The sequence below is a fragment of the Clostridium sp. 'deep sea' genome, assembly GCF_014931565.1.
Classification (GTDB): Bacteria; Bacillota; UBA994; order PWPR01; family PWPR01.
In genome coordinates, this window is record NZ_CP063353.1 from 1,445,421 (window position 1) to 1,468,961 (window position 23,541).

Here is a 23,541-nt window from a genome sequence, read left to right on the forward strand (position 1 = left end):
TCACTCACCCACCTTATCTTCGCATTTAAGAGTAAATAACACAGTACACATATAAATGCCTAGCGTAAATATTGCAGCACTAGTAAAAACTGATACACTTGTACTGTCATAAGTCATTAATAAATCCATGGGGGCAAAGGGTAAGTGAAAACTGCCCATTAAAAAGTCTGCACTAATAAATAAAATTAATGGAGCAAGTACTGCTACATATCTGTTTTTAGCAAATGAGCTACATAACAAGCCAAAAACAGCCAGAGCCATTCCTCCAAAAAAGTATACAAAAGCAATTTTAATTACATAACCCCAGCCATTTAGTACTATAGCAATGGGGTCATTTAAAGCTCCAAATTGAGCAGTTGTTTGCATGGCAATACTATGGCTCGGGTAAATTACTCTTAACAGCAGTGCTGAAAATATAATTATGCTGGCTCCTGTTAAACCTCCAATAACAGCGCTTGCCAAGGCTTGTGCTTTGGCGTATGTTTTTTTAGAGACTCTTGTCCATATAGCTCGATAAAAATTATGACTTGTATCTTCACAAAAAGCCAAACTACCACTAATTGTGCAAAGTGGTACAAAAATAAAGGGAAAGATAGTATAAGACAAACTTACTTCTAACATAAAGGCAAACGAGTAGGTTTTAGAAATATTTTTACCTAAAATAAATTTATCTACGTAATCAATCCATCGCTCACTTAATAGTAATAAAACACCAATTATAATGGCTATATAAAATCGAGGCTGTTTTATTAATCTTAAAAAAGAGCAATAAAATACCCTTAAACTATTTTTCATCTAATTATTTCTCCTGTAGTGGCATTAATGATCATTACAAACTCCAAGTTATTGCCTTCACGTTTACCAGATGATATAACCCATACGGGTTTATAGGTAACATAAGCACCATTAATGCCTGCATAAGTACTGGCTAAATTTTCATCTTCAATTCTAAATGGATAATATTTTAATGAAATATCTTTAATATTAAATTCACTTTTTTTGCAAATTCCCTTAATATAATTTTCGGTATAGGCTTCAATAGTATCTACATAAATTCTAAGAGTATTTAAAACCTGTTCAAGGCTGATAATAGCTGTTGTTTTAACATGTTTAAAATCTCTAACTGTTAAGCTTGAAAAAACTACTTTGTTGTTTTGTATAAACACAACACCACCGTCTGGTTTAATAATTTGTTGATCAATAGTTTGGGGTGGATTATCAATTAAAATATTTATATTACTACGTTTATAATCTACAACCATAATACTTTGCTGATTTAAAGGTTGATATACTGTGTAATTATTAACCATTAAACGGTTTTCAGCTACATTATTAATAAACTTATTACTTAGTTGTAAAGCCTGGTTTACTTCTTTTTGCTGTGGATTAATAACAGCACATTCGTTTAAACTAACCTCTTGATATTCTTTATTAAAATACCTAAAAGTTGAGTCAGTAAGTAAATAGTAAACCTCGATATCACTGTTTCTGTAGCCAAAAGTATTGTTAATTATTTGATCAGTTATTTCTTGCATTTTTAAGTGTTTAGCTTGCCAATTATCATAAAAATGTTCTAACTTTTGCTTTTTTCACCAAAAAAATATTTGAACCATTTATTATGGTTTACGGCTATGGGGCAAGCATTATAAATAGCATACTCTTTATTATCCACATTAACATCAACATCAATATTTAGTTTAATGGTTTTACCAACAACTACTTCTTTAACATGGGCTATGTTTGTTTTATTATCTTTAATATAAGTAATTGTACCTTTACTAGGTTTTATTACTTGAGATGGTGCTTGTTTACAACCCGCTAAAACAACTAAAAACCCTACAACAATAAGTAAGATTTTTTTAGTCTTCATTTATGTATCTCCTTAAAAAATTAAATATGAGGTTATTCATTTGTTAATTAATTATTGGCTATTTTATTTTTTACCCCAGAACTTACCTGCTACATACTTATAGCTAGTTCCTTCATTTGAATTGGCTCTAGCCAGTAGTTGCTCTTTATCAAGAGAATATCCATAATCTTCATAATTATAAGTATAATCACCAGTTTTATGCCAGTATGATTGAGTTACATCAAATTTATTACCATTGTAATATCCTCTAACCTTCCAGTTAGCATTATGGTTACCAGCATAACTTGAAACAACATTACGTGCTTTTATAGGATTACTATATGTCTGTGTAGCTAAAAGATAATAATAATTTGAGTGTACATACTTAATTGAACCAGAATAAGATTGGTAAGCAGATGCTACATTAGCAGCAATTGCTATCAATAAAACTAAAACAAAAAAATAGATATTGCTTTTTTAGTTTTCATAATGACTCCTTTATTTTCAATTTAAATGCTATGTTACTTTAGTTAACAATTTTTTAACAACTGAAATAGTTAATAAACTCCTTAACAAAAGGAATTTATTTGTTACAAAGTAGCGTGTTATGTTATATATAAAATAACACTATTGCCTTTGGTTTTCATTTAACTGCTTCTAAACCATTTGTGAATAACCTCATAAAATTATGAACATATAACCAGTTTGTTTTCTACATTATAACACAAACATATACATTATATTACATTTTTATCATTTTAAAATATTTTTGATTTATGTATCCATTTTATCTTAATAATAGTGTTTATTTTGTTATATAAAAAAAAGACCAACAAAATTTGGTCTTTTTTTACCTATTGATAAGTATTTATTTTAAACTGTTGGCAACAATTTGTACCCACTCGTTTAACTGCATTGTATAATCATTAGATGTTTGATAAAAGGTTGCTTTAATTACTTTAGTGCCTTTTTGAATAATTACAGTCGGAAATATATTTGCATATGCAACTGCATAATCTACATCTAAATCAGCTAAATTATATTCTGTATAGTTTTTAGACTTTTTTTCCTGTAATTTTAACTCTCTGGCAATTTCCCTTGCAAGGTTAGGTGCTATAGTTTCATAATAATCTACCAGTAATCCACCCTGTAAATATTGATTATTTTTTAAAACAACTGAAGCTGTTTCATGATACTTTATTATTTTAGGTGCAAGCCAGTCGGATTTAGTTTCTATTGTATTAGCAAATTTTAAGTCATTTAATTTGTATACTCCATGGGGAGCAAAATCAGCGATGGTTGCAAAAGGAAGTTGATCAGTGTAATCTGCTAAAGATTGTACATTTTTATTCATAATTTCATTGCTCCAACCACTGAATAAACAAGCAAACCATGCGAAGATCATCAATAGAAAAATTATACCACCTATATGATATTGTTTAACTTTTTGATTCCAATTTTTTTTATGGTTTAGCATTTCACCCATTGCTAATTTTTTTCGTATTTTACGTAGGTGTACTACTTTTAATACAGAACGCACTAAGGCCCATAATACTAAAATAGCAGCCCACCCTATTAACCAAGATCCAATATTAACGGCTGTTAACACTGGTCTACCATACAGCATTACTATAGGATAAACCAATAACCACATAAAAGTAGCAATAGTATTTGAGCGTTCACGCTTACGTACTATATCAAGCGCTAATGCTTGTACCCTAGGGTCTGTATTTAACTCACGGGCATCGGGTGAAGTTGAACAATAAATAAAAAATTGACCCCTTGAGGCAATATATTGCCAGCCATATGATTCATTCAACTCTTTGGCTTCATCGTCGGGTTCGCCGTTATTATCAGCAAATAAACTTATTTTAACGGGAGCAGCTTGCATACGATAACGTACATTTTTAGGCTCTTTTTTTTCAAAAACTGCAAATCCAGCGAAAAAACCATCTTTGCTTAAAAATAGGCCTTTTGCAGCCATATCCGCTAGCCAGCTTTCTGTTTTTTCAATCTCATAATTTGCGCAGGGTGGTAATCGGTAAACTTTTTTTGCTTTTATTTGTAATTTGTCGCTCATAACTATACCTCCCTTATGTAGCTTTCACTATCAGCGTCTGAAATACAACGACGTAAACGAATTAACTCTGTTTTATAGGCTTCTCTACCTTTATTAGTAATGTTATAGGTTCGTTTACGTCCTGTAACCTCTGTTTCTGTAATATATTTTTCTTTTTCGAACTTCCCCAATATAGTATATAAAGTGGCTGGTCCTATTTGTAACTGGCCTTGAGTTTTACTATCAATAAATTTTGCTACGTCAATACCACACATTGCTTGCCGGCAAAACGCCATCAACACATAAAACATTGTTTCCGTTAGCCCTTCCAATGCTTTTCTTGGCATCAATTTACCTCCTAATATGCAATATCGTTAAATGATATCATTTAACGATATTATATAAAGCATCTATGATATTGTCAATATTAAATTTAAAATTATTAACTTAGCTTTATAAATAATAGAACAGAACTGCACTAAGCAATTCTGTTTTATTTGATTTTATGTACTTACTACACACCAATTGATTTATAGATTTTAAAAAAACTTATACCTTAAATTTATTACTATTCATTGGTTATATTATGCTCTTTTATTTTAAACACACCATTTAAGATTCGTTCGCCTTTTTCTATTATATATTTTGGAGAATAAGTTTCTACTTCTTTTTGCTCCAAACAAATTTTAATATTTTTGTAGTTCGAGCAATTATACCAGCGCTCAATATTACCTTTTGAATATTTCATAAAAGGGTAAAACTCAAAATGAACGCTATTGTTAGGAGGAACTATATACTCTTGTTTTTGAGATACTGAATAAACGTTAAACCAGTCTACACCTAAAACATTAATTAATGCTTTTCTTTGCTTTTTATTAAGTTTAACATCGAATAAACAAGCTTGACTGGCATTTAGCTTAAAGCTGTGTTTTACATGTTTAGATATTTTATTATAATAAACTTCGCTAGCTCTTTTAGCTAATTCTTTGTTAACTATTTGTAGAGAGTTTTGTAATTCATTATATGAATAAGAATCTTTTTTAACTCTAATTTTTTGATTCAAACTCGTTAAAAACGCTTTAGCATTTTCACCTTCATATACTATAACGGTATTATTTTCAATAACAGATATTTTTAAAACATCATTTATATTAATTGCCTTACCTCTAATTATAGTAATAATATATATAGCTAATAATAACACCATAACAATTGCTATTATTATTTTTTTTAACCCAAATTTTTTGCTCATTATTATACTCTTTTCATAGTTTATCTTAACTTAAATATTATCATATATTTTGGGCTAATTACAGCAGCTAAAGTTTGTTTTCAAAAAATGAGTCGATTAAATTTATATATTTTGCAGATGACTCAAGAATTCCCATATGCGATTCATTAACAAAATGTTGTTTGCTAGCATCTTTAAATATATTATTAAGAGCTAACTTCTGCTCAGCAGTGAAGGCTTTATCTGCTTTAGAATCTATAATTAATACCTTGTTAGCATTATCAGCAAAGCTAAATTCATTAAAACAATAATTTTTTGCAAAGTCATTCATTAAGATAATTGGAGTAATTAACTGTTGTTTATTACATTGTTTTATTGACTGCTGAAATAAATTAGTCCAAAACTCAGTGTTTACAAATAAATGTTGTTCTATAGATTTTTTTATTTTATTTGTAACTGCTTGTTTAAGCACTAATTCAGGCACAGGCTCTAAGTCTTTTAGAGTTTTAGTATTTTCTTTTAGCTTATTAGCATATAGTTGCTGTAAATTTTTTGTAACTGTAGTTGTATGACACAAAACTAGCTTTTTAATTAGCTTAGGCTGTTTTAATAACATAACTTGGGCTATTATTCCACCCATTGATTGAGCACAAATATATAAATCCTTAACCTGTTCATTATTTATTATGCTAAAAATAATATCTACTAAACTATTAAGTGATTCACACTCAGGGTAGTTAAAACTAATTACTTTAAATCTCTTACTAAAAAACAAACAGTACTCAAAAAATGGCTCCGAAACTCCCGATCCACCGGTTAATAATAGCAATGTTTGTGTACTATTATCACCTAAAGTATAATACTCTATTTCTTTATCTTTATGGTTAATAGTTTTGAAAACTGCTTTATTGATAAACTGCTCATATTTCTCTTTTAGATAGCTCATAATGCCACTCCCTTTATAAATAATAATCATTAATATCAGTTTATATTAATTAGTATACTTTGTAAATGATAATGATTATCATATAAAATTAAATTTAGCATAATAATACTTACAGTTTTTTTAATTATTACACATAGCATTGTTTGTTGATGAACAAAATAAGATTAACTGAACATGCTTACTTTAATTTAGTCGCTTAACTAATAACATTAAAGATATAAAGGAGTGTTACTATGAGCTACAAATACATTAACGGATACTTTGCTGCTACAGCTTGTATACGAAGTATTTTATCAAATAAAAACTACTTTGTTCCCAAACAAAACAGCACCTACAGCGAAAATTTGCTTTTTGGTATAGCTGGTGGCATAGGTATTGGTTATATTCTATGGAACTATAAATCTAAAAATCGCAAACAATTATCTTTACATTTTCATAATCATTGGGGCAAAGAAATAAGAACAATGACTGAGTTAAGCAAAAGAATTGGTTTAGATATAAATATTACAGAAACAACAAGCTCACGTAAGGCCTATAATAACCTTAGGGTTACTTTAGATAAAGGCGAAAATATTATAGTGTGGGTGGATCGTAACAAATTGCCTTATAATTTTGAGCCCCTAGATAAATACGAAAAAACACCGCATCCTATAGTTATTACAGACTTTAATAAAGAAACTAACATAGTAACAGTAGATGATTTAGCTAAGGGTGGTTTTGAGTTAACCATGGACGAACTTAAAATTGCTCGCAGAAATATACCATCACTAAAAAACTGCTCTATGCAAATTAAAGGTTATAAACCAATAGAACTATTATCTAAGGCAGTTGTGCAAGGTATTGACGATTTTATAGAAAAAATAAGTACCACCTCTCAGTCTTTTTCTTTACCAGCCTTAAAAAAATGGGCTAAGCTTTTAGCATCACCCGCCAATAAAAAAAGCTGGTCAATTGTATTTGCAGATAATACTGACTTATTTACAACCCTAGCAAAAGTATATGAAAATACAACTTTATATTGTAAAGATGGTCATGGATTAAGATATATGTATGCTGATTTTTTAGATGAAGCTAGCTTATTGTTAAATATAACTATCTTAAAAGAGATAGCCACGGTTTACAGAAAAGCTGGAGACCTCTGGGCTAAGTTTGCCAATACCTCATTTCCAGATACCGTAGCTCAGTTTAAACAAACAAAGCAATTATTAATACAAAAACATAAAGCCTTAAATGAACTAGGTGAGGCTTCACATACAACCCTTAAAACATCATCAAAACAAATACAAGAGTTATACAAAGAGTGTGCTAATAAATTTCCTTTAACTCGTAAACAAAAAATGGATTTATTCAACGAAATGGCGGTGGGCTTAATGGAGATTTATCAAGTTGAACTAAATGCTGCTAACTTATTATTTAATACAATTAACGAAACAACCGTACAAGCATTTAGAGCTGAGTCAGTAGTAGCTGGAGTGTAAATGTAGGTTTGGATTTATAGGATTAAGGTAGGGAATCACCTCTGTGTGATTCCACTGTGGATACTTAGTCAACTCGTTTTAATCATTGTAACTTCCTGTTTATTTTTGTTTTATTTATTGCGCAGCAACTGAACGGCACAGAGGCGCGTTCACTACTTTTAAACCATAAACATCAAACACTCTATGCTAATTAGTAGGAAATCACCTCTGTGTGATTCCACTGTGGATACCTTAGCCAACGCGTGTTTTAATTATTGTTAATTTACTGTTTATTTTTGGTTTTTATTTAATGCCCAGCAACTGAACAGCACAGAGGCGCGTTCACTACTTTTAAACCATAAACATCAAACACTCAATGCTAATTAGTAGGGAATCACCTCTGTGTGATTCCACTGTGGATACCTTAGCCAACGTGTGTTTTAAGCATTGCTACTTACTGTTTATTTCTGGTCTTTATTTAATGCGCAGCAACTGAACAGCACAGAGGCGCGTTTACTACTTTTAAACCATAAACATCAAACACTCTATGTTAATTAGTAGGGAATCACCTCTGTGTGATTCCACTGTGGATACTTAGTCAACGTGTTTTAATCATTGTTACTTACTGTTTATTTCTGGTTTTTATCTATTGCCCAGCGACTGAACGGCACAGAGGCGCATTCACTACTTTTAAACCATAAACATCAAACACTCAATGCTAATTAGTAGGAAATCACCTCTGTGTGATTCCACTGTGGATACCTTAGCGCGTGTTTTAATCATTGTTACTTACTGTTTATTTTTGATCTTTATTTAATGCGCAGCAACTGAACGGCACAGAGGTGCGTTCACTACCTAATCCCTAGGTGGTCTAGGTCCGTAAAACTGATAATAATCAACCTTAATTCTACCATTGTACAGCTTACGTTTACGGTCTGCGTTTTTATTTATTACTTTTTCTAAGGTTGGGTCTGCGGTTAATATATAAAAAGACCAAGTTTTATTGCTCCAAAATAGTCTTTTTAGGTGTTCATCTATTAGTAACAAATCTTCATCCGAGCCAATTCTTTCGCCGTAAGGCGGATTTGTTATTAAAACACCATATTCATCTGTAAAGTCTAAATCTTTTATGTCTTTTACTTCAAAACAAATATCGTCTTCAACACCAGCTTCTATAGCGTTTTCTTTGGCTAACATTATCATACGTTCATCAAAATCTGTTGCTCGTATATCTAGCTTTACATCATGTTTTATATTAGAGTATGCCTCTTTACGGGCTGATGCCCAAATTTCTTTATTTATTACACCCCAAGCTTCTGCTGCAAATTTTCTATCTAAACCAGGGGCAATATTACGAGCTAACATAGCTGCTTCAATAACAATTGTACCAGAGCCACACATGGGGTCTACTAATAATCGATCTTTATTCCAATAGCTTAACATTAACATACCAGCACAAAGAGTCTCTTTTAGGGGCGCTTCACCTGCCACTAATCTGTAGCCACGTTTATGTAAGCCTGCTCCACTTGTATCTAAAGTTATGGTAGCAACATCTTTCTCTAACGCCACCTCTATTACATATTCCGGGCCATTCTCTGGAAAGTATGTTTCATTAAGAGTCTCTTTTAAACTCTCTATAATAGCCTTTTTAACAATTGCTTGACAGCTAGGAACATTATGCAGCTTAGATTTTAACGATTTGCCTTTTACAATAAACTTACCATTAGCAACTAAATATTTTTTCCACTGTACTGCTTTAGTGCCCTGAAATAAATCCTCAAATGTTTTGGCTTTAAATTGCTTACAAAGTATTGTAACCCTTTCAGCAGTTCTTAAGTTAATATTAGTTTTTGCAATATCTTCAACACCTGCCTCTATGGTTATTCTACCATTTTCGGTGTTTAAAACTTGGTAACCCATAGCTTTCAATTCGCGTTTAGCAATTGCCTCTATACCAAACTCTGTTTTAATTAACAGCTTTATCTTATTCATTATTTAATCGCTCCATTTATTTAACTTTATATTATAGTATTATTAAAAGCCAGCGTTTCTATTATGGCAAATATTTTGCTTAACTACAAGGGAATATTTTATTATTGTAACGTACTTATTTTATCTGTAACTGGTTTCACTATTTTTGTAAGGATAATAATTTTATCCCTCTAAATTTAAATAAGAATTGCTACTTAAAAATAGAAGAATCACCAAAAAAATAAGTGAACATAAAGTCCACCATCATATAATTTATATCCACTATTATCTTATTGTATCTTATTCCACTGTTGTTTAGTGAGTATCATATAATCATTTTGGGGTTTAAATCCTAATTGCTTTAAGGGAGTAATTTGCTCTGTCCACTCTAGAGGATTTCTGGTTTCTACTGCTTCTACAGCTAATTCTTTAAAAGCATAAGTAATTATCTCCCTTAAAGCCTCAACTGATTCATTATCTTGAATATATTTAGGAATGAAACCATGCCCTAAATCTACATGTTTATTTTCATCAATTTTATTAAAGCTAATAAAACCAATAAACTTATTATCGTTTTTACGGCATATTGCATAATATTTTTCAGAACTAGTAAAGAATTTTACTACTTCAGTACAACCATTCAAATCGGTAGGCCATTTTTCCCAAGAGTCAAATCCTTTACCTGTTTTGTAAATGGCAAACTCTTGTATACCCTCTCCATCATTCTCGTTAAATCTTCTTATATTAAGTCTTTTTGTACTCAAACTAGCATTTTTAATCATAATATCCTCCATAATAACCTCAATGAAAACATACGTTCTCCACATCAATAATAGCATAGTATTAATATTAACTGCTAGTGTTTTCCAAATAAAGTTATTAAATTTTAAAGCCTGACCCCATTTTTTATTAAAAAATAAATGGCAGACATAAAGCCCACCACTTATAATATATTTAACTATTTTTATTACTACTCGTGTATTCCTACCTCTATATCTCGTAAACGTATTGGAGCTGCTCCGTGACCTACGTTAGCAATCTGTACTGGTTCACCTTTGGCACAGCTTGGTCTACCCCAGCAGTGCCACTCATCTGCATTACCGATGGCGTCGCAAGAGTTCCAAAAATGGGGAGTTAAATCGGTGTAGGCATTGTTTTTTAGCATTCCAACAATTTCACCGTCTTTAATTTTGTAGCCAATTTCACAACCAAAGTGAAAATTCATACGTTTATCATCTAAACTCCAGCTTTTGCTTACATCTAAAAATACACCATCATTGGTATCTTTTATTATTTCATCAAGTGACCAGTCACTTGGCTCTATGCAAATATTGGTCATACGAATAAGTGGAATATGTGACCAACCATCGGCTAACATTGCTCCATTACTATTTAATCCAAACCTTGGAGCTGTTTCGCGAGATGTTGTGTAATTATAAAAAATTCCATCTTTAATAATTGGGGTGTTTTGGGCTTTAATACCCTCATCATCATAACCATAAGTACCTAATCCACCTGCTACGGTGGCATCCATGTTTATGTTAACAATCTCCGAGCCATAACGAGTTTTGCGCCAATCTTCGGGGTTTAAAAAGCTGGTACCAGCAAAGGTTGCTTCACTTCCCAAAGCTCTATCGAGCTCTGTGGGGTGACCACACGACTCATGTAATTGTAAAGCTACCATAGAGCTTCCTAAAATAAGGCTGGTTTTTTCATGAGGACAAGACTCAGCACTTAGCAACTGTACTGCCTCATTACCCAATGTTTTGGCCTTTTCCTTAAAGTTCATTTGCTCTAGTAACTCCCAGCCACCTGTGCCATGATCTCGAAAGTGTCGTTTTTCAGCCTGACCGTCGGCTGTTGCCACTACATCCATTCTGCCACCAGTTTGGTAATTAGTTTGGTAAATATAGGAGTTATCTGTACTGGCAAAATGCTTTTCATCTTTAAAAAATCTTAAAAAACCACTATTAACTCTTATTGCAGGGTCTACTTTGGCCTCTGCTAAAGCATCTAGTAAAAACTCAGCTTTTTCTTCTGTTTTCATTAAAAAAGGGTCGATTTTTACTGGTGTATGATACTCTGTATCTATAGATGGAGCCTCAGACCACATTATAGGATTTTTATTTACAGCATTACTAGCTTTGGCAATTGCTAATGCCTCGTTAATAGCTTTTGGTAAAATCTGCTCAATTTCACTCTCTTCACTTACGGGCAAACCAGCAAAACCCCAGCCGTTTTTATATAAAATACGCACACCTACACCTTGGTTGCTGCTGTTTACCATGCCTGTAATAGACTCATCCGAAACATTAATGCGCTCTAGGTTTCGGCGAGTAAAACGAATATCTGCATATGAGGCACCAAGTTGTTTAGCCAATTCAATACCCTGTTTTAGTTCTTGTTTCATTATGTCACCCCCACCTAAAATGTAGTTGTTCCTGATATATTAAAGTCCTTAACCAATAATGATGGCAATAGCGAAATAAAACTACTCCACCAGTCTCGTACAGGTCGAGCATCGTTACCAATAGCTACTATATTATTTAAGGTATCTATAACACTTTGAGTAAATCTTACGTTATTAATACGTTGCTTTATTTTTCCATCTTCTATCCACATTGTACCGTCACGTGAGGTTCCAGTAGCTACTACACGATATGGCTCTGGGCAAGAGGTGTAATGGAATCTATTTATGATTATACCTCTCTCAATTTTTTTAATCATTTGAGATATGTTAGAAGTACCATTGTTCATTACCATAAAGGCAGGAGCACAGCCATATCCACCTGCATGACCAGTTAAAGGTTTATTGTATTGGTAGGCAGTAGCTGAATCATAAACAGCTCCTTTAGCTACCCCCTGCTCAATAAGAGGAACTACTTTTCGAATAACACCTTCGTTATCAAAAGGTAAATGAGGAGAGAACTCATGGTGTGCGTTATCTGTAATAGTGATTCTTGAATCTACAATTTGTTTATTCATGTTTTTGCTTAAATAGCTCCGCTTTTGCTCTACAGCTTGTCCGTTAAAAGCATGCATGGCCATAAATCTTAATAAATCTCCAACAGCAATAGGCTCTAATAAAACTGTATATTTACCAGCCTCTATTTGTAGTGGATTATTACATACTAAAGACTTCGCTGCAGCCAATTCCGCCAACTGAAGTGGCGTAAAATTACTTATACTGGTAATTACTTGGTCAGCATAACCAGTACAGTTTCCGTTATTCATTATGTTTCTAAAAAAACCATGGGCATATGGAGTATACTCGTTAAGTCCTAAAGAGTTCATAACTAGCATTTGCCCTGTATTAATAGAAAACGTACCAGAAGCCTCCAGGTTTTGACTTAAAGCATAATCTATAACTTGTCCAATTACCTCTGCTCTTTTTTGAGCTGTAAAATTCACTAACTCATTGTCTAAATTTTTTTGTACACTCTGTTCTTCTTGTTTGGGAAAAGACACAAAAGCCTTGTTGGGGGGTTGCATTTTAGCAATAGTTATCGCCTGATTAAGGGCATTTTCAACTTTATGCCACTTAGAAATATCGCTAACTGTAATACTACCTATTTGTTTACCAATTGCTACTTTAATTTGGGCAGACACAGTATGACGAACTAAATTTTGATGTATATAGTTTTCATTAAATCTACTAAATGCCTCATTATTTAGTTGAATATTAACTTGAGTTTGCTCTGCCTGTGAAGTTTTAATTATCTTTTTAGCTATCTGCTGTAAATCGTTGATATTCAAGCAACTCACCTCACTTTAGGTTATGAAATTAGTATTTCGTGGCGCGAAGCAATTTTCCTGCTTAAATTGTTGAGTTTATTTATAATTCCAACCAATGGGGACTGTCCCCATTGGCTGGAATCAGGAACTTATAACAGTTATTATCGTCGAAATTAGGAGGTGATGCATATGAAAAATAAAATTTTAGTCTCTCTTATATTAGCGTTACTCTTTGTTGTGGTAGGTTTTACATATAACTGCAATACTAATTTTAATAATAACCAAGTAATTAAAAAGACTGATAGTATTATTAATAGTGTTACACAACAAGTGTTAACAATTGAGCAACAAGTTAACTATAAGTTTACCGGTTATTCTCCAGGTTATCTACTTTGGATTATACCTAGTGATATAAATGTAGAGCAACTGGTAGAGAAGGTTCGAATAGATGACTAAGCATTTGGTAATGGTATCTTGTATTATATCTTCTTTTAATAATAGTTTCTAAAAACCTTAATGTATTATTTTTTATCAATTTATATATTTTTTACAATTACTATTGACAACAGCAAACCATAAATATACATTTAAGGTAGTCAAAAAGCTAAATAGGAGTGGTTTAAATGATTAAAAAGAAACTAGGGAGACCAACAAATAATCCAAAGCCTTATCGTATTGCTGTAAGACTCGATGAAGAAAGCAAACAAATATTAGACCAGTACTGCGAACAAGAGCAGGTTTATCAAATGGAGGCCGCAAGGCGAGGAATTAAAAAGTTAAAAGAGGATTTAAAATAATTAAAATGGTGATCTTGACAAGGTTCACACCTCTTCAATAACCCAAAAAAACTAAGTAGATAGAATTTTTTTAGTACATGGTGGTAATTCAAACAGGAAAACTAAGGGGAAAATTTACTACCTATATTATTAGATTTTACATAAAACTATTGAGATTTACTAAGCAAAACGGTAACTATTTGTAGGGGCTGACCTCGTGTCAGCCTATTTTATTTTAAACACGAAAAAAAGATTGCTTTTTTGGGGTTTTAATATGCGGTCGGGAGAACCCCGACCCTACAGATATTTAGCTGTGATAATGTAGTTTAAGGTTTAAAAATTATACACTAAGCTAAAACATAAGTTTTTTTGGTTGACCACTAAGACTAACTATGTTAAGTCAAGTGTTAAATTAAAATAATTTTGAACACGCACTCAAATAAGAGTAGATTTCTACTCTTATTTTTTATATAGTATTTTAGTTTCCTAACTAGCTTTAAATATTACATTATTTCTAAGCAAGTGATATATTACTCTAATTAATTTTCTTGCAACATGAGATAGAGCAACGAAATAATGCTTACCCTCATTTAGTTTTTTATTGAGATAATCTTTAAACACTGAATCATACATAGCTACTGATCTAGCAGCACTAATTAAAGCTGCTCTAAGATAAGTTGAACCTCGCTTAACCATCTTGCCATTACCTTTGAATTTTCCAGATTGCTTAGTTGAAGGATCTAAACCAGCATAGGCCAAAAGTTTAGAAGGTGAACTAAAGTTATGAATTGAGCCTATCTCAGATAATATGATAGAGCCATACACAATTGAGATCCCTGGTATTGAGAGTATTGGTGAATCAAGCTCTGTCATCATGACTTTAATTTCCTGCTCGATATTCTTTATTCTTTTCTGACATGCTTGTACTTCTTCTATGCTATATACTAAGTCCAGCTCATGCGACTTACAAACTACACCAATAGAGTTTTGAGCTAGTTTTTTTATTTTTATAGCTGTATCTTTGGTATATTTCCCATTAGAATTTTTTGTTAATATATTAGTTAACTTAGTGAGGTGTGCTTTTTTTAGAGACTCAGCAGATGGGTATTCCTTTAGTGCTTCATACATTGATTTTTGGTGTATTGAAGGGAAATTTTGCTTTAGTTCTGGAAAGGTACAGCTGAGGATTCTTGTAATAGATATTTTATGAGAACTGCATATTTTTACCCAACGAGTTCTTATTCTTGTTAGAGATTTAATCTCGTTTATATGGTATGATATTGGTGTAGGGCTTGTGGTCTTCAGTGTGCAATATTTTGGCAATCATTTTTGCGTCTATCTTATCTGTTTTTGTTTTGCGAAGGGTCTGAGCTTTTCGATATAGGTTAGTGCTGAGTGGGTTTAGTACTACTAAGTTAAAGCCCTTTTCATACAGGTAGTTACGTATATTATTGCTATAATGCCCTGTAGACTCAAGTCCAATTTTTATCTTGCTCTTATTTACCTTTGGTATCTTGGATAATAGTTTTTCAAACCCAGCTTTATTATTGGCTATTGTAAATACTTCTTCTATTACTTCACCCTCAGAGTTAACAATAAAACAGTCATGTTTTGTACTCGCTACATCAATTCCTACATAGATCATTAATTGACCTTCTCCTTTCATTGATGCTGTTATTCCATCAGCTTTATGTTCTATATCCTTGCTAGAGATAAAACGTCTATGCGTTATCTAACTAATTAATAGTTGTAACATAAAGCTGTGGTTATGGTCTTTGTGAAATAGTCTAAGCTATAGAACACAAGTAATAATCCACAGCATCTGTTACTTTGATTATACGCTATATTTCTAATAGCTTAACCACTCTTTTATTATACAAGAACGCTAAGGACACGAAGAGAAGATTGTTTTAATATGGTTTTGCTTTTTAAAATGTGAACTTAATATTGTAAGTATATTTTTCGTGATTCTAAGCTTTGAGGTTTAAACATGAGAATTACAGGGTTAAAACATAAGTTTTTTGATTAACCGCTAAGAACGCTAAGAATACGAAGATAAAGATTGGTTTATTTTGGGGTTTTTATATTTAAAATGTTGGTTAGTAGTTCAACTACTATCTAAAATGATACAGTCTGAGAGAATCACTATACCTCCCATTTGTCGCGATAGATTTACCATCTAATATGACACAATACTAAAACAATGCGGCCTCGATCTTTTCCTTACCTAGTGTTCAATTACCATCTAAAATGACACAATACTAAAACCTCCTGTTATCGTTGCGCCCGTTATTGCTTGTTCAATTACCATCTAAAATGACACAATACTAAAACAACGATGGCTGCTCAACTGATGATGATTCGGTTCAATTACCATCTAAAATGACACAATACTAAAACTAACCACATGCCTTTACCATGCCACCCTAAGTTCAATTACCATCTAAAATGACACAATACTAAAACAGAGCGAACCTGCAATTCGAGCGTGTATTCGTTCAATTACCATCTAAAATGACACAAAGTGTTAAAATAAAGGTTTACTTAATCGCCATTTTAATGGTCGCCCTATAGAGGGCTAAATCACAAAATTTATTTTGTGATTTTTTTATGTACTTTTTTAGGCAAAATAAAAAATTATGGTTTAATATTACCATAATTTTGTATATAACTCACATATAATTAATGTATTTAAGAACTATACTGCTTACTTTTAATACCTATCCTTAGTTTTATTAATATAATCCTCCATTATCATACCTAAACCACCAATGCTTGTTAAAATTCCACCTACCACTAATGATATTGCTTCACTTGATACTTGCTCTGAAAAAGCTATTATTATTAAGCCTAAAACAAAAAAGACTGTATATTTTACGTCATTCAATATTTTACTCCCCCGTTTTTTAATTTAGTTAATTTTACCACAGGTAAATGTAAATATATATGGTGGAATTTAAGGCATTAAGCCTAAGTTTTCTGATTAACCACAACGAATACCAAAAAAAGATTGGTTATATAGCTCTTGACTTTGAGGTTTAAACATGAAACATACAGATTTAAAACACCAGTTTTTTTGATTGACCACTAAGACTAACTATGTTAAGTCAAGTGTTAAATTAAAATAATTTTGAACACGCACTTAAATAAGAGTAGATTTCTACTCTTATTTTTTATATAGTATTTTAGTTTCTAACTAGCTTTAAACATTACATTATTTCTAAGTAAGTGATATATTACTCTAATTAATTTTCTTGCAACATGAGATAGAGCAACGAAATAATGCTTACCCTCATTTAGTTTTTTATTGAGATAATCTTTAAACACTGAATCATACATAGCTACTGATCTAGCAGCACTAATTAAAGCTGCTCTAAGATAAGTTGAACCTCGCTTAACCATCTTGCCATTACCTTTGAATTTTCCAGATTGCTTAGTTGAAGGATCTAAACCAGCATAGGCCAAAAGTTTAGAAGGTGAACTAAAGTTATGAATTGAGCCTATCTCAGATAATATGATAGAGCCATACACAATTGAGATCCCTGGTATTGAGAGTATTGGTGAATCAAGCCCTGTCATCATGCCTTTAATTTCTTGCTCGATATTCTTGATTCTTTTCTGACATGCTTGTACTTCTTCTATGCTATATACTAAGTCCATCTCATGCGACTTACAAACTACACCAATAGAGTTTTGAGCTAGTTTTTATTTTTATAGCTGTATCTTTTGTATATTTCCCATTAGAATTTTTGGTTAATATATTGGTTAACTTAGTGAGGTGTGCGTTTTTTAGAGACTCAGCAGATGGGTATTCCTTTAGTCTTCATACATTGATTTTTGATGTATTGAAGGGAAATTTTGCTTTAGTTCTGGAAAGGTACAGCTTAGGATTCTTGTAATAGATATTTTATGAGAACTGCATATTTTTACCCAGCGAGTTCTTATTCTTGTTAGAGATTTAATCTCGTTTATATGGTATGATATTGGGGTGTAGGGCTTGTGGTCTTCAGTGTGCAATATTTTGGCAATCATTTTTGCGTCTATCTTATCTGTTTTTGTTTTGCGAAGGGTCTGAGCTTTTCGATATAGGTTAGTGCTGAGTGGGTTTAGTACTACTAAGTTAAAGCCCTTTTCATACAGGTAGTTACGTATATTATTGCTATAATGCCCTGTAGACTCAAGTCCAATTTTTATCTTGCTCTTATTTACCTTTGGTATCTTGGATAATAGTTTTTCAAACCCAGCTTTATTATTGGCTATTGTAAATACTTCTTCTATTACTTCACCCTCAGAGTTAACAATAAAACAGTCATGTTTTGTACTCGCTACATCAATTCCTACATAGATCATTAATTGACCTTCTCCTTTCATTGATGCTGTTATTCCATCAGCTTTATGTTCTATATCCTTGCTAGAGATAAAACGTCTATGCGTTATCTAACTAATTAATAGTTGTAACATAAAGCTGTGGTTATGGTCTTTGTGAAATAGTCTAAGCTATAGAACACAAGTAATAATCCACAGCATCTGTTACTTTGATTATACGCTATATTTCTAATAGCTTAACCACTCTTTTATTATACAAGTACACGAAGAAAAGATTGGTTTTTGTGGTTTTTGATTTTTTAAATGCTACTTAATGCTTTAATATGCGGTCGGGAGAACCCCGACCCTACGTTTTTTACCTACTTTATCTCAGTAAGGGAATAGGCTTTTTTTATTAGCTTACTGTATAAATATACGTCATTTTTTAAAAAGTTATTTTCATTAATATATTCAACTGGTAGCCACTGTACTCCGCTGTTTTCATCTTTTTTAATTGTTAACTGTTCATTTTCATTGGCTATTAAGATATAGGCTACAGATAAATGCACATGACAGCTAATATACTTTTCTTTTTTAACATGCCCTCCAACTGGAAGAATATCTAGTGCTACTATTTTATTAGCTAAAGCTGTAACTGTTTTAATGCCTGTTTCTTCTTTGGCCTCTTTTATTGCTACCTTTAATAAGTCTGCCTCACCGTCGGCATGCCCACCTGTCCATGCCCAGTTATTAATAATATGGTGGTTAACCATTAGTACTTTTGCCAGCTCTTTGTTCATTATAAAACCCGAGCTGGTAATGTGGGCAAACTCGTTATCTCTTAACAATATGTTATGTGGAAACTGCTGTATGTATTTTAGTATTACCTTTTGATCTTGAGCTTCTTGGGCATTTATAGGTTGATAGTGTTTTATTTGATTTATATAGTTCATGGTTTATCCTCTTTATTATTTAGGTATTTTATATGTACCACTAGCCTGTACTTAATAACACTTTATATTATTTTACTACAATTTACGTTAACACTCATTTTTATTTTTGATATAGGGTAACCTAATTGTAGCAGTTAATTATGGGGGTTATATTTGTGGTTGAGAATTTATCTTATTTACATAAATCACACTCACTATGGCTGAGTGATATAGAGCGACCTAAGTTTCCTAAGCTTGTAGATAAACACAACGCCGATGTTGTGGTTATAGGTGGTGGAATTGTTGGTGTTACTACTGCCCTTTTGTTACAAGAACAGGGTTATAACACTATTTTATTAGAGGCCCGTAGCTTAGCAAGTGGTGCTAGTGGTCATACATCGGCAAAGATAACGTCTCAACACCAAGTTAAGTATAGTGAAATTTTAAAAGAGGTAGGGTTAAAAAAAACACAGTTATATGTTAAAGCCTCTAACGCAGGAGCTAGCTTAATTAGGCAATTAATTAATAAATATAAGATAGAGTGTGATTATCAAGAGCTACCTGCTTATGTTTATACAACTAATTCACAGCATTTAGCTAGCTTAAAACAAGAACAACAGGCGGCTAACAAGGCTGGTTTAAACTATGAGTTTGTAAAGAATATAGAATCATTGCCTTTTAAAATTGCAGGTGCTTTACAGCTAACAGGTCAAGCCCAGTTTAATCCAGTGAAATATATTTATGGATTGGCAAATGCGTTTATTAAGTTAGGCGGACACATTTATGAAAACTCACGGGTCTCTAAAATAAGCATTGCTAACCCAGCTTGGGCTTTTACTCGAGATGGTTTAGTTGAAACAAATAAACTAGTAATAGCTACACATTTTCCAATATATGATTTTTATAATGGTTTCACAGCAAGGCTGCATGGCGAACGCTCTTATGTAATAGCCATAAAGCCTAACTCCCCACAACCCAAAGGTATTTTTATTACAGCAGATAGACCTATTTTATCATTAAGAACTATGATTTATAACGGTGAAGAGCTTTTATTAGTTGGGGGATGTGGACATAGTACTGGTCTTTACCAAAAAAGTGTTTCACCATACCGTATTTTGATGGAGCGCATTAAAAAGTTTTACCCCCATGCTGAGCTAATAGCTACCTGGTCAGCTCAAGACTATATTAGTTTGGATAAACTGCCTTACATAGGCAGGTTAGTACCTTGGTATGGTGAGGCCTTGGTGGCAACTGGCTTTGCTAAATGGGGTATGACTATGGGCTCAGTTTCTGCATTAATTTTAGCCAATTTAGTTAAAAACAATGAACACCCTTTTAAAAAGGTTTTTTCACCTAGTAGGGCAGATATGTTGTATAAGTTTATGAATTTAATGCAAAATGGCTCCCGTTTTTTTAAACACCTGGTGATAAGCCGCATAAAACACCAAACTACTGAGCTTAGTAATATTGCTAAAGGAGACGGCGGCATTATTAATTACAACGGTAAAGCCGTTGGAGTTTATCGTGACTTTAACGGTAAACTACATGCAGTTAAACCCTACTGCTCTCATTTGGGTTGTATGCTTAGCTTTAATAAAGCAGAAAAAAGCTGGGACTGCCCCTGCCATGCCTCACGTTTTAATTACGATGGCAGTGTTATTGAGAGCCCTACTCGTATAAATTTAGAGACCATAGTACTGAAAGGATTTTATAATGGCACTGACAAAAAAGATTAAAAAAAACTGCAATTATTTTGAGGGCTGGTATTATCGTTTAATTAATCCTGTTAGTAAAAAGTCTTTGGCTTTTATACCTGGCATATCCTTAGGTAAAGATAAACATGCTTTTATTCAATTGTTAACTAGCGATGGTTTAATAGACTACTATCGATTTCCTGTAAATCAGTTTAGTTACAAAAAACCACTGACAATTAAGATTGCTGATAATTTTTTTAATAAAAAGGCTTTAGAGGTGAATTTAAATGGTGTTAATAAAATTAGTGGTTCTTTAAAGCTAACAGATATTCAGCCCCTAAGTTTTAATTTAATGGGCCCCTTTGCGCTTTTGCCTAATTTACCCTGTTACCACGGTGTTATTAGTATGCAACATAAGGTTAATGGCACCCTAAAAATAAATAATGAAGTAAGCCATTGGAATAACTTAGGGTATATTGAAACAGATAAAGGTCACTCGTTTCCTAATGGCCATATTTGGTTACAGTGTAATAGCTTTAGAAATTGTAAAAACCTAAGTTTATCATGTGCTATCTCCGAAATTACTATTGCTCGTAGGTCTATTCCAGTTTGTTATATTTTAATTCACCATAACAATAAACGGTATTATTTTACTACTTGGTTAGGTGCTAAAACTAAACATATTATTTATAAGAACAATAATTTAAATCTTATTATAAAACAACGTAACCACGATCTAAAAATTAACATACTTATGCCCCAAAACTATTTAAAAGAAAAAAATTTATTAGTTTCCCCAAGTCAAGGATCTATGGTAAGCCATGTTAATGAGATTTTAAATGCTAATATTCATTTAACTTATTTACACAAAAATAGAACTATTATTGATGATAAAGGTACAATGTGTGCTGTTGAAATTAAAAACATTCACTATCTCTATCCCTAATTTTTTTTAACCCATTTCTAACCACTATTTACTTTTTATATAATAAAATAAAATAGTGATTTTTAATTTTATAAACTTAATGCCTTGCTTAATAATTAATTTTATCCCCTATAAAAAATAAAATAATTAATATTGACATTAATATATTTAATGTGTAATATAATATTATTAAGTTAAATGTTAATAATAGTGGCGGTATTGCTTAATAATAAAATTAACAATTGTTTTCATTAGGGGGTAGATAAGGTGAACAAAAAAAAACTATTTAATAAAAATTTTGTGTTGCTTTGGTTAGGGCAAACTGTTTCACAGATAGGCAATACAGCTGGCTCTATTGCTTTAATATGGTGGATTACTACCGAGAGGTCGGTTGAGGCTTTAGGTATTATGGCAATGGTATCTGGCTTAGTTGCTGTAATTGCAGGCTCTTTTGCAGGGGCTTTAGTAGATAAGCTTAATAAAAAATATATTATTGTTATATGTGATTTACTACAGTTTATTATTTACGCAATTTTAGGGTATTGTGCCTTAAAAGCTAAATTAACTTTACCAGTATTATATACTTGCAGTGGTTTTTCTACTTTAGTAACAGTTATGTTTGGACCTGCAATTAGTGCATCTGTTCCCTTAATTGTTGATAAAGAGGACTTAGTTAAAGCTAATTCCTTAACTAAGTCTTCGGAGAGTTCTGTAAAAATAATTGGTTTTGTAGTGGGCGGAATTGGATTAAGCCTATTTGGAGTACCAATGTTTTTAGTCCTTGATAGCATTACCTATTTGATTTCAGCTATTTCCGAAATGTTTATTCTTATTCCTTATAAGGTAAAGAATAAGGTGAAAATAAAGTTTAAAGCTATTGTTTGTGATATAAAACTGGGTTATAACTATGTAAAAACAGACAAGGGTTTGTTTACAATTATGATTTTTGCCATGTTAGTTAATGTTTTATTTATTCCTATATTTTTATTACTACCTATGTATGTTAAATATACCTTAGGTTTTGATAGTAATGTGTATGGCTTTTTTTCAGCAGCCATGTTAACAGGCTTTTTATTAGGCTCACTAATTCTTTCTACTGTAGATGTTGCTAAAAAATTTCCCCAATTATTAAAGTGGTGTATGTTAATTATAGGTTTATGTTTATTACCTTTGTCATTACTACCACAACATTTATGGTACTTAAACTTAATAACCTTTGTTATATGTGGATTAGTTAACTCTATATTTAATATAAGCCTTATGACAAGCATTCAAAAAACTACTAAGCAGGAACACATGGGTAAAGTTTTTGGTTTTATGAATACAGTTTCTATGGGTTTACAACCAGCAGCCCAAGGTTTAACAGGTTATATAGCTAAGTTTGTTGCTATAACAACTATTTATTTAGTATGTAGTGTGTCAATAATAATATCTGGAATACAATTTGCCTTTAATAAGCTCATGGTAGCTAGAGTTACAGGCCATAATACTGAAACTCAACCTGCTATTGCGGATTAAAAGATATGTTACAAAACAAATAACATCTATTAAAGTCACATTAATAAAATAACTCAAAAAAGTAATTGCTTTTGGTAGCAATTGCTTTTTTATTATTGCTCTAAGAACTCATAGCAAAGTGTTTAGCAGTAAATAATATTGAT

General features: G+C 32.0%; 24 protein-coding genes and 1 CRISPR repeat array. Of the genes, 6 read left to right on the forward strand and 18 right to left on the reverse strand.

The features are described 5' to 3' along the window. From IMX26_RS06790 to IMX26_RS06825, 8 genes are all read right to left on the reverse strand, one after another. Nucleotides 1-795: a hypothetical protein gene (locus IMX26_RS06790; protein WP_195160919.1), complete on the reverse strand. Its 795-nt coding sequence runs from the start codon at nucleotides 793-795 to the stop codon at nucleotides 1-3. Further along, a complete protein-coding gene (locus IMX26_RS06795) occupies nucleotides 792-1,535 on the reverse strand; it encodes a hypothetical protein (RefSeq protein WP_195160920.1) in 744 nt (247 codons plus the stop codon). The genes IMX26_RS06790 and IMX26_RS06795 overlap by 4 nt, the downstream gene beginning before the upstream one ends. 38 nt (nucleotides 1,536-1,573) lie before the next feature. Then, nucleotides 1,574-1,870 (reverse strand): hypothetical protein, encoded by a 297-nt coding sequence (locus tag IMX26_RS06800; protein ID WP_195160921.1) that lies wholly within the window; start codon nucleotides 1,868-1,870, stop codon nucleotides 1,574-1,576. Nucleotides 1,871-1,933: 63 nt separating this feature from the next. Further along, nucleotides 1,934-2,293, reverse strand: coding sequence for a hypothetical protein (locus IMX26_RS06805; RefSeq protein ID WP_195160922.1), 360 nt, complete (start codon nucleotides 2,291-2,293; stop codon nucleotides 1,934-1,936). 424 nt (nucleotides 2,294-2,717) lie between these two features. Beyond that, nucleotides 2,718-3,929, reverse strand: a complete 1,212-nt coding sequence (locus IMX26_RS06810) for a DUF2812 domain-containing protein (RefSeq protein WP_195160923.1) — start codon at nucleotides 3,927-3,929, stop codon at nucleotides 2,718-2,720. 2 nt (nucleotides 3,930-3,931) lie between these two features. Beyond that, nucleotides 3,932-4,255 (reverse strand): helix-turn-helix transcriptional regulator, encoded by a 324-nt coding sequence (locus IMX26_RS06815; protein WP_195160924.1) that lies wholly within the window; start codon nucleotides 4,253-4,255, stop codon nucleotides 3,932-3,934. 221 nt (nucleotides 4,256-4,476) lie between these two features. Beyond that, nucleotides 4,477-5,160, reverse strand: a complete 684-nt coding sequence (locus tag IMX26_RS06820; protein WP_195160925.1) for a hypothetical protein — start codon at nucleotides 5,158-5,160, stop codon at nucleotides 4,477-4,479. A gap of 67 nt (nucleotides 5,161-5,227) precedes the next feature. After that, nucleotides 5,228-6,085: an alpha/beta hydrolase gene (locus tag IMX26_RS06825; RefSeq protein ID WP_195160926.1), complete on the reverse strand. Its 858-nt coding sequence runs from the start codon at nucleotides 6,083-6,085 to the stop codon at nucleotides 5,228-5,230. 233 nt (nucleotides 6,086-6,318) lie between these two features. Between IMX26_RS06825 and IMX26_RS06830 the strand changes: the two genes are divergently transcribed. Next, nucleotides 6,319-7,563 (forward strand): BtrH N-terminal domain-containing protein, encoded by a 1,245-nt coding sequence (locus IMX26_RS06830; RefSeq protein ID WP_195160927.1) that lies wholly within the window; start codon nucleotides 6,319-6,321, stop codon nucleotides 7,561-7,563. Nucleotides 7,564-8,397: 834 nt separating this feature from the next. Here the strand turns inward: IMX26_RS06830 and IMX26_RS06835 are convergent. The 4 genes from IMX26_RS06835 to IMX26_RS06850 all read right to left on the reverse strand — a co-directional run bounded on the left by IMX26_RS06835 (nucleotide 8,398) and on the right by IMX26_RS06850 (nucleotide 13,269). Further along, nucleotides 8,398-9,534, reverse strand: coding sequence for a class I SAM-dependent RNA methyltransferase (locus tag IMX26_RS06835; RefSeq protein ID WP_195160928.1), 1,137 nt, complete (start codon nucleotides 9,532-9,534; stop codon nucleotides 8,398-8,400). A gap of 269 nt (nucleotides 9,535-9,803) precedes the next feature. Further along, nucleotides 9,804-10,295, reverse strand: a complete 492-nt coding sequence (locus IMX26_RS06840) for a GNAT family N-acetyltransferase (protein WP_195160929.1) — start codon at nucleotides 10,293-10,295, stop codon at nucleotides 9,804-9,806. A 188-nt stretch (nucleotides 10,296-10,483) separates the two neighbouring features. Beyond that, the gene (locus tag IMX26_RS06845) at nucleotides 10,484-11,923 is read right to left on the reverse strand and encodes a TldD/PmbA family protein (RefSeq protein ID WP_195160930.1); all 1,440 of its coding nucleotides are present in this window, start codon (nucleotides 11,921-11,923) and stop codon (nucleotides 10,484-10,486) included. Nucleotides 11,924-11,937: 14 nt separating this feature from the next. After that, nucleotides 11,938-13,269, reverse strand: a complete 1,332-nt coding sequence (locus IMX26_RS06850) for a TldD/PmbA family protein (RefSeq protein ID WP_195160931.1) — start codon at nucleotides 13,267-13,269, stop codon at nucleotides 11,938-11,940. 168 nt (nucleotides 13,270-13,437) lie between these two features. Between IMX26_RS06850 and IMX26_RS06855 the strand changes: the two genes are divergently transcribed. Further along, on the forward strand, nucleotides 13,438-13,704 hold the full coding sequence (locus IMX26_RS06855; protein WP_195160932.1) for a hypothetical protein: 267 nt from the start codon (nucleotides 13,438-13,440) through the stop codon (nucleotides 13,702-13,704). Nucleotides 13,705-13,871: 167 nt separating this feature from the next. Then, the gene (locus IMX26_RS06860) at nucleotides 13,872-14,045 is read left to right on the forward strand and encodes a hypothetical protein (RefSeq protein WP_195160933.1); all 174 of its coding nucleotides are present in this window, start codon (nucleotides 13,872-13,874) and stop codon (nucleotides 14,043-14,045) included. A gap of 465 nt (nucleotides 14,046-14,510) precedes the next feature. Here IMX26_RS06860 and IMX26_RS17840 read toward each other — a convergent pair whose 3' ends face one another. From IMX26_RS17840 to IMX26_RS06880, 6 genes are all read right to left on the reverse strand, one after another. Further along, on the reverse strand, nucleotides 14,511-15,152 hold the full coding sequence (locus IMX26_RS17840; RefSeq protein WP_243259319.1) for a transposase: 642 nt from the start codon (nucleotides 15,150-15,152) through the stop codon (nucleotides 14,511-14,513). Nucleotides 15,153-15,279: 127 nt separating this feature from the next. Then, nucleotides 15,280-15,690 carry an IS110 family transposase gene (locus IMX26_RS17845; RefSeq protein ID WP_243259320.1) on the reverse strand — a complete coding sequence of 137 codons (411 nt, stop codon included), beginning with the start codon at nucleotides 15,688-15,690 and terminating at the stop codon, nucleotides 15,280-15,282. 500 nt (nucleotides 15,691-16,190) lie between these two features. Then, a CRISPR array of direct repeats spans nucleotides 16,191-16,556; the repeat unit is 36 nt; unit sequence GTTCAATTACCATCTAAAATGACACAATACTAAAAC. A gap of 181 nt (nucleotides 16,557-16,737) precedes the next feature. Then, nucleotides 16,738-16,911: a hypothetical protein gene (locus IMX26_RS06870; RefSeq protein ID WP_195160934.1), complete on the reverse strand. Its 174-nt coding sequence runs from the start codon at nucleotides 16,909-16,911 to the stop codon at nucleotides 16,738-16,740. 305 nt (nucleotides 16,912-17,216) lie between these two features. Further along, nucleotides 17,217-17,684 carry a transposase gene (locus IMX26_RS17850; protein ID WP_243259321.1) on the reverse strand — a complete coding sequence of 156 codons (468 nt, stop codon included), beginning with the start codon at nucleotides 17,682-17,684 and terminating at the stop codon, nucleotides 17,217-17,219. 156 nt (nucleotides 17,685-17,840) lie between these two features. Continuing rightward, nucleotides 17,841-18,395: an IS110 family transposase gene (locus tag IMX26_RS17855; RefSeq protein ID WP_243259322.1), complete on the reverse strand. Its 555-nt coding sequence runs from the start codon at nucleotides 18,393-18,395 to the stop codon at nucleotides 17,841-17,843. Between the two features lie 314 nt (nucleotides 18,396-18,709). Next, nucleotides 18,710-19,282 (reverse strand): NUDIX hydrolase, encoded by a 573-nt coding sequence (locus IMX26_RS06880; RefSeq protein WP_195160935.1) that lies wholly within the window; start codon nucleotides 19,280-19,282, stop codon nucleotides 18,710-18,712. A 155-nt stretch (nucleotides 19,283-19,437) separates the two neighbouring features. Between IMX26_RS06880 and IMX26_RS06885 the strand changes: the two genes are divergently transcribed. From IMX26_RS06885 to IMX26_RS06895, 3 genes are all read left to right on the forward strand, one after another. Then, complete coding sequence (locus IMX26_RS06885) at nucleotides 19,438-20,997, forward strand: FAD-dependent oxidoreductase (RefSeq protein WP_195160936.1); 1,560 nt, start codon at nucleotides 19,438-19,440, stop codon at nucleotides 20,995-20,997. Beyond that, entirely contained in the window at nucleotides 20,975-21,901 is a 927-nt protein-coding gene (locus tag IMX26_RS06890; RefSeq protein WP_195160937.1) for a tocopherol cyclase family protein, read from the forward strand. The genes IMX26_RS06885 and IMX26_RS06890 overlap by 23 nt, the downstream gene beginning before the upstream one ends. 246 nt (nucleotides 21,902-22,147) lie before the next feature. Further along, nucleotides 22,148-23,398 carry an MFS transporter gene (locus tag IMX26_RS06895; RefSeq protein WP_195160938.1) on the forward strand — a complete coding sequence of 417 codons (1,251 nt, stop codon included), beginning with the start codon at nucleotides 22,148-22,150 and terminating at the stop codon, nucleotides 23,396-23,398. Nucleotides 23,399-23,541 lie beyond the last annotated feature (143 nt).